At 65.8% G+C, this 13,866-nt stretch carries 5 protein-coding genes; all 5 read left to right on the forward strand.

All coding sequences use genetic code 11. From position 1 onward, the window contains the following. Positions 1–64: 64 nt before the first annotated feature. A complete protein-coding gene (locus ACS8Y6_RS15510) occupies positions 65–8,881 on the forward strand; it encodes a GH36-type glycosyl hydrolase domain-containing protein (RefSeq protein ID WP_440855968.1) in 8,817 nt (2,938 codons plus the stop codon). Between the two features lie 67 nt (positions 8,882–8,948). Then, a complete protein-coding gene (locus tag ACS8Y6_RS15515) occupies positions 8,949–10,184 on the forward strand; it encodes a transaldolase family protein (RefSeq protein ID WP_440850625.1) in 1,236 nt (411 codons plus the stop codon). 228 nt (positions 10,185–10,412) lie between these two features. Beyond that, positions 10,413–11,534 (forward strand): histone deacetylase family protein, encoded by a 1,122-nt coding sequence (locus ACS8Y6_RS15520; RefSeq protein WP_440850626.1) that lies wholly within the window; start codon positions 10,413–10,415, stop codon positions 11,532–11,534. 126 nt (positions 11,535–11,660) lie between these two features. Beyond that, entirely contained in the window at positions 11,661–12,554 is an 894-nt protein-coding gene (locus ACS8Y6_RS15525; protein ID WP_440850627.1) for a slipin family protein, read from the forward strand. An 86-nt stretch (positions 12,555–12,640) separates the two neighbouring features. After that, a complete protein-coding gene (locus ACS8Y6_RS15530) occupies positions 12,641–13,837 on the forward strand; it encodes an acetate/propionate family kinase (protein WP_440850628.1) in 1,197 nt (398 codons plus the stop codon). Positions 13,838–13,866 lie beyond the last annotated feature (29 nt).

Consider the following 13,866-nt stretch of genomic DNA (forward strand, 5'->3'; position numbering starts at 1 on the left):
GGCGGATAGAATGATTCGCGGCCGCCCATTCAAGCTCAAGACCTTGTCCAGAGTGGCCGGTGTTATGCGCGGCCGCGGTGTGGCTAGCGAAGATGCGGATGTAGATGCCACGCCATTGCACGCGGAGTTGTTCAGTGTTGAGCAGATGGCCCGGCACGGCCAAGCGCTGGCCGGGTTGCATGTATTGGGCAATGGGCGGCTGATCGACCCTTTGCTGAGGCGGTTGGACGACAACGAGCGGGTGCTGATCGCGACCTGCCGCGTGCTCACTACAGCGACGGCTTCACGGCTGCGGATCGCGCCGGCCGGTGAATGGATGCTCGACAATCTGTACCTGATCGAGGAACAGATCCGTATCGCTCGTCGGCATCTGCCGCGTGATTACAGCCGCGAACTGCCGCGCCTGGCGAACGGTCCTTCCAAGGGGCTGCCGCGGGTTTACGATCTCGCGCTCGAGGTCATCGCTCATGGGGATGGCCGGGTAGATTCTGAACTGCTCAGCGGCTTCCTGGCGGCCTACCAGACGGTTACGGCGCTCACGCTCGGTGAGCTGTGGGCGATTCCGATCATGTTGCGCCTTGCGTTGATCGAGAATCTGCGTCGCGTCGCGGCCCGCACCAGCGCTGCGCGCCTGCAACTGAACCAGGCCCAGGCCTGGGCCGACCAGATGATGGCGATTGCCGAGAAAGATCCGAAGAGCCTGGTTCTGGTGATCGCCGACATGGCGCGCTCGAACCCGCCCATGACCAGCCCGTTCGTGGCTGAACTCGTGCGTTGTCTGCAGGGCCACGGGCCGGCACTCGCGCTGCCGCTGACCTGGGTTGCACAGCGCCTGGCTGAATCGAGCGAGACCATCGACCGGCTCGTGAGCACAGAGAACCAGCAGCGGGCCGGCGACCAGGTCTCGATCAGCAATACCATTACCAGCCTGCGTTTTCTGGGGGCCGAGGACTGGCGCACCTTCGTCGAGACCCACAGCGTGGTCGAGCGGATCCTGCTCACGGACCCGGCCGACTGCTACGCGGCTATGGATTTCGCGACCCGGGATCTTTATCGACAGGTGGTTGATCGGCTGGCCAAGCGCAGCGACCTTTCCGAGAGCGAGGTTGCGCGCTCGGCGATCCGACTGGCCGAGAATGCCGGCAATGGCGCGAATCACGATGCGCCGATCCGCCATATCGGTTTTTATCTGGTCGACGCCGGCATCGATCAATTGGAAGATGCAATTGAGGCTCGACAGACGCTGCTGGCGCGCGTGGGCCGCCATGTCGGCCGCGCCCGCGTACCGCTGTATCTCGGCTCGATCGCCTTGATGACGCTCATCTTCAGCGCTGGCCTGCTGGCGCTGGCTGACAACGGTCGGCCGATGGGGTGGCTGCTGGTGTTGCTCGGCTTGATCGCGCTGCTGGCTACAAGCCAGCTCGCCTCGGCCGTGTCCAACTGGTCGGCGACGGCGATGATCATGCCCAAGCGGTTGCCGCGGATGGATTTCTCGGCCGGGTTGCCGCAATCGCTGCGCACTCTGGTGGTGGTGCCGAGCATGCTCGGCAACAGCGAAGGGGTGGAGTCGCTGCTTGAGGCGTTGGAGGTTCGTTTTCTCGGCAACCGCGACGCCGTGGTGCATTTCGCACTGCTCACCGATTCGAAAGATGCTGATGTCGAGACCGCGCCGGAGGACTCTGCTCTGCTGGAACAGGCGCGGGTCGGCATCGAGACGCTCAACGCCAAATACCCGGGCATGGGTTGCGACCGTTTTTTCCTGTTTCACCGGCCGCGTGTCTGGAACGACGCAGAGCAGTGCTGGATGGGGCGCGAACGCAAGCGCGGCAAGCTGGCCGATCTGAATGCGGCGCTTAGAGGGCAGGGCTGGCAGGCGTTTTCCTGCGTGACGGGCGACGTCGACACGCTGACCGCGGTGCAGTACGTGATTACGCTGGATACCGATACCCAGCTGCCGCGCGATGCGGCGCGCGAACTGGTCGGCACTATGGCGCATCCGCTCAACCGCCCGCGCTATGACGAGGGCCGGCAACGTGTCCGTGCTGGCTACGGAATCCTGCAACCGCGCATGGCAGCAAGCCTGTCGGCCACGAGTCGTTCCCACTATGGCGCTCTGTTCGGCAGCGAACCGGGCATCGATCCGTATACGCGCTCGGCCTCGGATGTGTATCAGGATCTGTTCGGCGAGGGCTCGTTCATCGGCAAGGGCATCTACGATGTCGATGCCTTCGAGACCACGCTCAAGGGCCGTTTTCCGGATAACCGCATTCTCAGCCATGATCTGCTGGAAGGGTGTCACGCCCGCTCCGGATTGATCAGCGACGTGCACTTGTACGAAGCCTATCCGACGCGCTATGCCGCGGATGTCGGCCGGCGGGCGCGCTGGATTCGCGGGGACTGGCAGATCCTGCAGTGGCTGATGCCCTGGGTGCCGCGCGCCGATCACGGCTTCCAGCGCAACCTGTTGCCGTCCTTGTCGCGCTGGAAGATCGCCGACAACCTGCGTCGCAGTGTGGTGCCGGCAGCCCTGGTGGCGTTGCTGGTGTTCGGCTGGTGGTGGGTGCCGCAGACGGCGGCCTGGACGTTGGCGGTGCTGGGGATCCTGCTATTGCCGACGGCGTTGATCAGTGTTGTCGCGGCGGTGCGCCGTCCCGAGGACATCCCGTGGCGCCAGCATCTGGCTGCTGTGCTGATGGTGGCACGACATAGTTTTGCCCAGGCCGGTTTCACGATTGCCTGTCTGCCGTATGAGGCGTTTTTCAGTCTCGACGCCATTGCGCGCAGCCTCTGGCGGATGCTGATCAGCGGCCGTGGTCTATTGGAATGGCGGGTCTCGGGTGGGCCGGATGACGACCACTTGCCCGATGTCCGGACGACCTATCGCGTGATGTGGGCTGGCCCGGCCGTGAGCGTGATTGCAGCATCCGGCATCGTGCTGTTCCAGCCGTGGGCCGGGTTCGCGGCGGCGCCGGTACTGCTGCTGTGGTTGTTGGGTCCGGCGCTGGCCTGGTGGGTCAGTCAGCCGCTTCGACGGGCCGATCCGCACCTGAGTGATGAGCAAACGCTGTTCCTGCGCCGCACGGCCCGCAACAGCTGGATGTTCTTCGAGCACTTCGTGACTGCCGAAGACCATTGGCTACCGCCCGACAATTTTCAGGAGGAGCCGGGGCCCGTGATCGCCCACCGTACCTCGCCGACCAACATCGGGCTGGCGCTGCTGGCTAATCTGGCGGCCCGCGATTTTGGTTATATCACCGCGGGCACGCTGCTCGATCGCACTGCCGATACCTTCGCCACGATGAACCAACTGGAGCGTTACCAGGGCCATTTCTACAACTGGTACGACACCCAGTCGCTACAGCCGTTGCCGCCGCGTTATGTGTCATCGGTCGACAGCGGCAATCTCGCCGGCCATCTGCTCACGTTGCGCGCGGCTCTGGAAGCGCTGCCCGATGAGCCGGTTGTCGAGCCGCGCCTGTTGGAGGGACTGGCAGATACGCTCGCGATGCTGGTACAGGCCGCGCCGGAATCACTGCAGGACGACGTCGCCTGGCTGGATGCCCTGCTGGCACCCACCGGACGCGCCTGGCCGACCACGCTGTCCGGCATCTGGGACCGGCTGAACCCGCTGAGCAAGGCGGCCATCGATCTGGAAGATCGCCTGGACGGCGCGGTGCCCGAGGCGACGCGGGCGACGCTGGCGGCGCTGCTGCGACAAACCCGTGCTGCGCTCGCGGAGCTCGATCGCTTTGCGCCGTGGCTGGGCCTGCCCGAGCCCCCGGGGCCTCTGCAAGGCTTCCTCGATCTGGATGCGATCTACACGCTCCGGGCGCTCACCGCGAGCAGTGTCGAGCTGGTCGCCCGGGTCGATGCGCGTATCAACCTCTGTTCGCCGGCGGACTACGATGCGTGGGTGTGGCTGCACGATCTGCGGGGGGCCATCGTCACCGCGGGACAGCGCGCGAACGCGCGTATCGATCGCTGCGGGCTGCTGGCCGGGCAAGCGGGCGCCTTCGCCAGCATGAACTATGCGTTTCTTTACGATCACACACGTCACCTGCTGGCGATCGGCTATAACGTCGACGATTTCCGCTGTGATGCCAGCGTCTACGATCTATTGGCCTCCGAGTCCCGATTGTGTTGTTTCGTAGCGATTGCGCAGGGGCAGCTACCGCAGGAGGCCTGGTTCGCGCTGGGCCGTCTGTTGACGACTGCCGCCGGGTCACGCGTGCTGCTGTCCTGGACCGGCTCGATGTTCGAGTATCTGATGCCGCTGCTCGTCATGCCCTCCTATGACGGCACGCTGCTCGACCAGACCTATCGCGCCGCCGTGTCGCGACAGATCGCCTACGGCAAGCAGCGCGCGATGCCCTGGGGGGTCTCGGAGTCCGGCTATGGCAGCCTCGATGCCAGCCAGAACTATCGTTATCAGGCCTTTGGCGTGCCGGGTCTCGGCCTCAAGCCCGGCCTCGCCGAGGACGCGGTGGTAGCACCTTATGCCTCGGCGCTGGCGTTGCTGATCGCGCCCGAGGCGGCCTGTGCCAACCTGCAACGACTGGCGGACGACGGTCTGGAAGGCCGCTACGGTTTCTACGAGGCTATTGATTACACGCCCACCCGATTGCTCGCTAGCCAATCGAGCGTGGTGGTGCGCTCGTTCATGGCGCATCACCAGGGCATGAGTCTGCTGGCGCTGGGTTCGCTGCTGCTGGGCCCTCGCATGCAGCAACGTTTCGCATCCGATCCGCTGTGCCAGGCGACTCTGCTGCTGCTGCAGGAGCGTAGTCCCAAGACGCCGATCGTGCATACCCACGTCGGGCAACTGGCGCGCCAGAGCGTGCTTGATGAAGTAGCGGCTGTGCCACTGTGTCTGCCGATCGGCGCACATACACCGACCCCGGAGGTGCAGTTGCTGTCCAATGGTCGGTATCAGGTGATGATGACCAATGCCGGCGGCGGCTACAGCCGCTGGAAGGATCTGGCCATCAGCCGCTGGCGCGAGGACGTCACGCGCGATGACTGGGGCACCTTTGTCTATCTTCGGGATGTCGACAGCGGCGCGGTCTGGTCGGCCACCCATCAGCCGACCCGGGCGCCGGCGACGGCCTATGAGGCGATGTTCTCCGAAGGGCGCGCTGAATACCGGCGTCGGGATCACGACATCGAGACTTATACCGAGATCGTGGTCTCGCCGGAGGATGATATCGAGCTGCGCCGGATCCGCCTGACCAACGGGTCGCGCATGCCGCGCACGATCGAGATCACCAGCTACGCTGAAGTGGTGCTGGCGTCACAGGCGTCCGACATGACCCAGCCGGGCTTCGGCAATCTGTTCGTACAGACCGAGCTCGTCGAATCCCAACGCGCGATCCTGTGTACCCGACGCCCACGCGCGCCCGAGGAAGCCACGCCGTGGATGTTCCACCTGATGGCGGCCAACAGCACGATACTGGACACGGTCTCCTGCGAAACCGATCGCATGCGTTTCATTGGCCGAGGTCGAGATCTGGTCGCGCCGGCGGCCATGGACGCGGCCGGGCCCTTGTCGGGGACCGTGGGCTCCGTGCTCGACCCGATCGTGTCGATTCGGGCTCGGATCGTGCTCGCGCCGGAGCAGTCGGCCACAGTCGATCTCGTCAGTGGCGCGGCCGACGACCGGGCTGCCTGCATGGCGCTCGTCGGTAAATATCAGGATCGACATTTCGCCGACCGAGTGCGCGATATCGCCGCGACCCATAGCGGCGTGACGCTGCGCCAGATCAATGCCAGCGAGGTCGATGCCCAGCTCTACCGGCGTCTGGCCGGCTCGGTGATCTATGCCAACGCCCGCCTGCGCGCCGATGCGGGCTTGCTGGCGCAGAACCGGCGCGGCCAGTCGGGCCTTTGGGGCTATGCCATCTCGGGCGATCTGCCGATCGTGCTGCTCAAGATATCCAGCAGCGAGCACATCGAGCTGGCCCGCCAGCTGATCCAGTGCCATGCGTATTGGCGGCTGAAGGGCCTGATGGTCGATCTGGTGGTCTGGAACGAGGAACACGTCGGCTATCGCCAGAGCCTGCAGGACGCCATCATGGGTCTGATTGCGACCGGCACAGAAGCCAGCGCGGTCGACCGGCCCGGTGGCATCTTCGTACGCCAGGCCGAGCAGATCTCGCACGAGGACCGCATTCTGCTGCAGGCAGTCGCTCGAGTGATCGTCATCGACGGGCATGGCAGCCTGGCGGACCAGATCGAACGGCGGCCGTTCGTGGCCAAGCGCGGCGACCGTCTGGTACCGGCCCGCTGGAGTCGCGCCACGACGCCGATGCGGCGGCGCGTCGTCGCCGATGCGGCGCGCGACCGACTCATCCTAGGCAACGATCTCGGGGGGTTTTCGGCGAGCGGGCGGGAATACGTCATCACCAGCCGCGCCGAGCACCGGACGCCGGCGCCCTGGGTCAATGTGCTGGCGAATCCGGTATTCGGCACGGTGATGAGCGAGAGCGGGCCAGCCTATACGTGGCATGAAAACGCCCACGAGTACCGGCTCACGCCCTGGAGCAACGACGCTGTCGGCGCGTCCGCCGGCGAGGCGTTCTATCTGCGCGACGAGGACAGCGGCGCGTACTGGTCGCCGACCGCGCTGCCCAGCCCCGACGGTCTGGGCTATCGTTGTCGTCACGGTTTCGGCTATACGGTGTACGAGCACGACGCTCAGGGCCTGCGCTCGCAGCTCTGGGTGTACGTCGATCGCCATGCGGCGGTGAAGTTCTCGGTGCTCAAGGTACGCAATACCTCGGGTCGTCGACGGCGGCTGTCGGCGACCGCCTACGTGGAATGGGTGCTGGGTGATCTGAGATCCAAGTCCGCGATGCATCTGGTGACCGAAATCGATCCGGCCAGCGGTGCGCTGTTCGCACGCAATGCCTACAACACCGATTTCGCCGGTCGGATCGCATTCATCGACGCCGACGCGCCCGGTCGTACGCTCACCGGCGATCGAACCGCCTTCATCGGGCGTAACCGCGGGCTCGCCCAGCCCGATGCGATGAGCCGCAGGCGGCTGTCGGGACGGCTCGGCGCCGGTATGGATCCCTGCGGCGCGATCCAGATCCCCTTTGAGCTGGCGGACGGCGCCAGCCATGAGGTGGTTTTCCGTCTCGGGGCGGCCACCGATATTGATCAGGCCCGCGCACTCGCGCTGAGATTGCGCCAGCCCGGCTCGGCTCGTACCGCGCTGGACGCCGTGCGCCAGTATTGGCGCGCTACGCTCGGTACGGTCCAGGTGCATACGCCGGATCCGGCGATCAACGTCATGGCCAACGGCTGGCTGCTGTATCAGACGCTGGCCTGCCGGGTCTGGGCACGCAGTGGCTATTACCAGTCGGGCGGAGCCTACGGTTTCCGTGACCAGTTGCAGGACGGCATGGCGTTGGTGCATGCCGCGCCCGACGTCGTTCGTGCGCATCTGCTGCGGGCCGCCGAGCACCAGTATCCCGAAGGCGACGTGCAGCACTGGTGGCATCCGCCGGTCGGTCGCGGCGTGCGCACGCGGTGCTCGGACGATTATTTGTGGCTGCCGGCGTCCGTTTGCCGCTACGTCCGCAGCACCGGCGATCGCGCCGTGCTCGACGAGGACCTGCATTTTCTGGAAGGTCGGCCTTTGGAGGCGGAGGAGGAGTCTTACTACGAACTGCCGGGCCGCTCGGAGGCGAGTGCGACGTTGTATGCGCACTGTGTTCGGGCCATCGAACACGGCCTCCGCCTGGGCGAGCATGGCTTGCCGCTGATGGGGTCGGGCGACTGGAACGACGGCATGAACCTGGTCGGCATCAAAGGCCAGGGTGAAAGCGTATGGCTGGCGTTTTTCCTCTACGACGTCCTTCGGAACTTTGCGGCGCTGGCCGCCGACTACGGCGATGCGGCATTTTCCGAACGCTGCATCACCCAGGCTCGGCAGTTGCGCGTGCAGATCCATCACCACGCCTGGGATGGCGAGTGGTACCAGCGCGCCTGGTTCGACGACGGTACGCCGCTGGGATCGAAGACAAATGTCGAATGCACGATCGACTCGATTGCCCAGAGCTGGTCGGTGCTCTCCGGAGCCGGCGAGTCTGAACGTTCGCGCCGCGCGATGGACGCGGTCGATGTGCGACTCGTGCGCCGCGGCTCGGAAAGCGGTGATGGCCTGATCCAACTGCTTGATCCGCCGTTCGATACCACCCCCATGAACCCCGGTTATATCAAGGGCTATGTGCCCGGGGTGCGCGAAAACGGCGGTCAGTACACGCATGCGGCGGTGTGGGCCGCCATGGCCTTCGCCCGACTGGGCGACAGCCGTCGCGCCTGGGAGCTGATGGCGATCATCAACCCCGTGAACCACGCGGTGTCTGCCGCCGGCGTGGCGATCTACAAGACCGAGCCCTATGCACTGGCCGCCGATGTCTATGCACTCGCGCCGCACACCGGGCGCGGCGGTTGGACCTGGTATACCGGTTCGGCTGGCTGGGCCTATCGGCTGATCGTGGAGTCGCTGCTGGGGCTGCGGCGCACGGCCGATCATCTGCAGATCGTGCCCTGTATTCCCGACGAATGGCGCAGCTATGCGCTCGACTATAGCTACGGCGCCACGGTTTATCACATCGAAGTCACCCAGACCCTGATCGCGGCGGGCGCATCCACGCAGCGACTGTTGCTGGACGGCGTCGAGCAGGGCGCGGCGGGCGTTGCGCTGGTCGACGACAGCCAAGCCCATACGGTCGAAGTGAGTCTGCGTACAGTCGGGGCAGACGGGATCGACATCAGCGGGGGGCGATCGCCCCAGTTGCTGCTTTGCCACGACCGGCCCACGGCGACGCAGGCCGAGGCCGACGACCACTATCTCGACGAGCCTGCCGCATGAACCGTGATACCCGACCCTCGCGCCGGTCGTATCGCGGCGCTGCTCGACCCCGTCACCGGAGATGACTATGACTGCTATCAATCGTTTACGAAGCCTCGGCCAGAGTCTCTGGCTGGATGGCGTCGGCCGGGGAATGCTCGACGACGGTCGCCTGCAGACCCTGATCGACGACTTCTCGATCACCGGCCTGGCGTCGATGCCCACCCGGGTCGACGGTTTCAGCGGTGCGATCGACGTCGACGATATCGAGCATCGAATACCGTCGACGGCCGGGTTGCACGGCGAGGCGCTGCTCAGGACGCTGGTGCTGGATGACGCGCGGGCCGCAGCCGACCTGTTCCGGCCGCTGTTCGAGGCAAGTGCCGGCGCCGAAGGTTGGGCGTCGCTGGCGGTCTCGCCGAAGGTGGTCGCGGATACGCCGCGTCTGGTCGCAGCGGTCACCGAATGCCATGCCCGCGCCGAGCGGCCGAATCTATTGATCGAGATCCCCGGAACGGCGGCCGGTATGCCAGCGATCGAAGCAGCGATCTTCGCCGGCGTGCCGGTCCGCATCACGCTGCTGTGCTCGCGCGCGCAATATCTCGCGGCCGCCCAAGCCTACATGAATGGTATCGAGCGCCGACTGGCCGCGGGTCTCGATGCCAACGTGGCATCCATTGCGTCGTTGGTCGTCAGCCCCTGGGACAGCGCCCTGCGTCTCGGCCTCCCGGCCGATGTACGCCAGAAGGTCGCTGCGCCCACGACGCGTAGCACCTACTATCGGCGCTATCGGGAAGCGGGGGTGGATTCACAGGTCGCGGCGGTTACCGCGATGCACTTTGACTGGGATCAGCCCAACGAGCGCACGGAAATTCCGCAGGACCTACATGATCGGGTCGGGACGGCAGTGGCTCAGCGCAGTTACCGAGCGTATCGCAAGTTGCGTGATTCCCGCCGATGGCGGCGGCTTGCGGCGGCCGGAGCGCCCCCGCAGCGGCTGCTCTGGTCGGATACCGCCAGCCTGGATCCATTCGCCTCCGATACGTTGTATGTCGACGCGCTGGCGGCCCCTGGGACCATCAATGGCGTGACCGAGAAAACGGTGCGCGCCTTTGCCGACCATGGGCAGTTGCGCGGCGCCATCGCACACCACAGCGAGGACGGCGAAATCGTGCTCGCGCGTTGTACCCGCGCCGGAATCAATCTCGACGCAATGGCCGGCATGCTGCAGCGCGATCGCCTTCAGAGCGCCGCGACTTCGTGGGACGCACTCCTGCAGGCGCTCACGCAGCGGCACGTTACCATCGCGCAGGCAACCGCATGAGCGCATCAATCGATCCGCAGGGCAGGCAACCGATCGGCGCGGCAGCGCCGGTCGACGCGATGGCCCTTTTCGGGCTCTATCTGCATTTGCGGCCGGATCCGGCGGTTGCCGCCCGGCGGGCGACCTTCGGCGCATCGGGGCAACCGGTCGTGTGGCTGCAATCCGGGCCGAGGCCCGGCAGATCGTTGATGGCGCGCCGGCGGGCCGCGCGCTAGCTGGATGACTGCGATGGCGACGACGGTATGGGTCTATTACGACCTGGGCATGCTCGGCCATAACCCACACGGCTGGGATCCGGAGCATCCCGAATGGACCGACGCGGTCAAGGCGATGATCGCGCTGCAATATCCGGACGCAAGCCTGGAGACCTACAGCCACCCGGAACGACCCGAGCGCCTGACCGCGATCGTCGATCGGCTGCTGCTGGAGCCCATCGACGGCGTGCGCTGGGTGCTGCCGGCCGCCGCCACTGCCCGCCAGCTCGAACAGGCCCATGACGCGGCGTATGTGGCCCATATCCAGTCGCTGGACGGTCAATCGGGCTGGCTGGCGCAGGATACGACTGCAGTATCGCCGGGTAGCGTGGTGGCGGCCGGCCTGGCGGCGGGTTCGGGCATCAGCGCGCTCGAGGCCGTGGCGGCCGGTGACGCCCGGCGGGCGTTTTGTATCGTGCGCCCGCCCGGCCATCATGCGCCGGCCGATCGTGCGATGGGCTTCTGTCTGTACAACAACATCGCGGTCGCGGCTGCACATGCTCGCACCACGCTCGGCTATGAACGGGTGCTGATCTGGGACTGGGACATGCATCACGGCAACGGCACCCAGGCCATTTTCTATGACGATCCCAACGTGCTGGTGATCGACAGCCACTGCGCGGCGCCGTTCTACCCGGGCACCGGTCTGCTGGCGGAGACCGGTGCCGGACCCGGCATGGGCACCAACCTCAACGTGCCGCTGCCCGTGGGTATTGGCAACGCCGCACTGCTGGACGTGTTCGCGAAGGTGGTGAGCCCGGCGGCGCGCGCGTTCGGTCCCGATGTTCTGCTGGTATCCGCCGGCTTCGATTGTCACTACCTCGATATGACCTGCGCCATGGACGAGACTGGCTATGCCGCCATCACACAGGGCATGTGCGCCTTGGCCGACGAGCTCTGCGACGGCCGTCTGGTGATGCTGCTCGAAGGCGGCTACAACGCCAAGGCGCTGGCCGACAGCGCATATGCGGCGATCGAAGTGCTGGCGGGGCATCCGGTGGCTGCGATCAATGTTCTGCCCGATGACCCGGGCTGCGCGGCCGTGGCCGAGGCCGCGGCGTTCCATGCCGAGTCCATCGTCGCGCTGGCGCGCTAGCAGGCAGGCGTTTACCGACCCGAGCGCGGCGATCACCGTAAGCCAGCGTGGGTTAGCGCACGGACGCCGACTGCTGGCCGGCGCATCGTCGAGTACGTCCTCCACTGCGCGATGGAAGCCCTCGTCATGAACCCGATCACTCTATTCTGCGTTGCACTCTGTATTGCCGCCGCCGCCGCGGCGGGCTTCTGGGTCAGCCCGTATCTGGCCGGCGTCTTCGTCCTGGCCGCGGTGGTCGTCGCGCTGTCGCTGAAGATGGCCAACGTCTGGCAGAAGTTCGTCATCCTGCGCATGGGTAAGCTGCAGAGCGTCCGTGGGGAAGGGCTATTCGCCATCATTCCGGTGATGGACACGGTTGTGGCCGTCATCGATCAGCGCATTCAGACCACCGGCTTCAACGCCGAACAGGCGCTGACCCGAGACACGGTGCCGGTCAATGTCGATGCCATCATCTTCTGGCACGTGCATGACGCCGAAAAGGCCGCGCTGGCGATCACCAACTACCGCCAGGCCATCGACCAGGTCGCCCAGACCTCGCTGCGCGAGATGATCGGTTCGTCGATGCTCGCCGCGCTACTGTCCGACCGCAAGGACGCCGATGAACAGCTCAAGCTCGAGATCGGCGCCAAGACCGCGCCGTGGGGTATTACCGTGAGCTCGGTTGAGATTCGCGATGTCGCGATTCCCGAAGCCCTGCAGGACGCCATGTCCCGCCAGGCCCAGGCCGAGCGCGAGAAACAGGCGCGCGTGATTCTGGGCTCGGCCGAGGCTGCGATCGCCGGCAAGTTCGTCGAGGCTGCCCAGACCTATGCGGGGCATCCGCAGGCGCTGCAGCTGCGCGCCATGAACATCATCTACGAGACCACCAAGGAACGTGGTGCGACGATTCTTATCCCTAGCGCCATGGTCGACAGCCTCAATCCGTCGTCGGCCACGCTGGCCTTCGCGCTCGCTGGTCAGGCCGTGCCCAATCCGGATGCTGAGGCGCAGCCCCCGCTCCAGCCGGCTGCCGCGGCCTGATATCCGTCGGCCCGCGAGGTCTCTCGGGAGGGGCCGGGCGCCGGAGTGAAGTCGGTCGGGCTTTTAGCCGCCAGCGGTGAATTTTGATGGGTAGATCTGCCGTCGAGGGCGCGATTCTCACCGTTAATGGTGGTTCGTCTAGCATTCGTTTCGCGCTTTTTGCACGGGGCGAACCGCCATTGCTGACGCTACGCGGCAAGATCGAGCGTATCGGTAAGGCCGGGGCCACGCTGTCGTTCACGGACACGGCGACCAACGAATCGGGCGAGACGGCGCTCGACGGCGCCGGGCATGGCGCCGCGGTGGCAGCACTCGTCGACTGGCTTGAACAACGCGGCGCCCTCGATGGCATCGCGGGGGTTGGCCATCGCGTGGTGCAGGGGCTCCAGCACGCCGAACCGGCCTGCATCACGCCCGCATTGCACGCCGAGCTCGAACGCTTGCGCCCGCGTGACCCCGAGCACATGTCGCGCGAGCTCGAACTGATCGAGGCATTCGGCAAACGACTGTCGGACTGTCCTCAGATCGCCTGTTTCGATACCGCGTTTCATCGCCACATGCCACGAGTGGCCACCCAGATCGCGCTGCCGCGCCGCTTTGAGGCGCTCGGCGTACAGCGCTACGGATTTCACGGTCTGTCCTATGCCTACCTGATCCAGGAGCTGGCGCGACTGGGCGACCCGGCGGCCACCCGTGGGCGCGTGATTCTGGCCCATATGGGCAGCGGCGCGAGCATAGCCGCGGTGCGTGCTGGCATCGGCGTCGATACCAGCATGGGATTCACACCGGCCGCCGGCCTACCCATGGGGACGCGGTCCGGTGATCTCGACCCCGGTCTGGTGCGTTTTCTCGCGGACGAAGCGGCGATAACGCCCGCGCAGTTCGACCACATCGTCAACCACGAATCCGGTCTGCTCGGGCTGTCCGAGACCAGCGGCGATATCCGCGATCTGCTGGCCAGCGAGGCGGATGACCCGCGAGCCGCGGAGGCAATCGCCCTGTTCTGCTATCAGGCAAAGAAGACGATCGGTGCCTACGCCGCGGCGCTCGGCGGGCTGGATACGCTGGTCTTCGCTGGGGGTATCGGTGAGAACGCACCCGTCATCCGCGATCGCATCTGTGACGGGCTGGATTTTCTAGGCATCACGATCGACCCGATGCAGAACGCGGCCGGTGCCGCACTGATTTCTCGCCAATCGGCCCGCGTCACTATACGCGTCATCGCCACCGACGAAGAACAGATGATCGCGGCCCTGGTGTCTCGTGTACTGGGCCCGGTCTGATCCGTGGCGACGGCTTCTGTGACCGGGCA

This window comes from Salinisphaera sp. RV14 (genome assembly GCF_052044135.1).
Lineage (GTDB): Bacteria > Pseudomonadota > Gammaproteobacteria > Nevskiales > Salinisphaeraceae > Salinisphaera.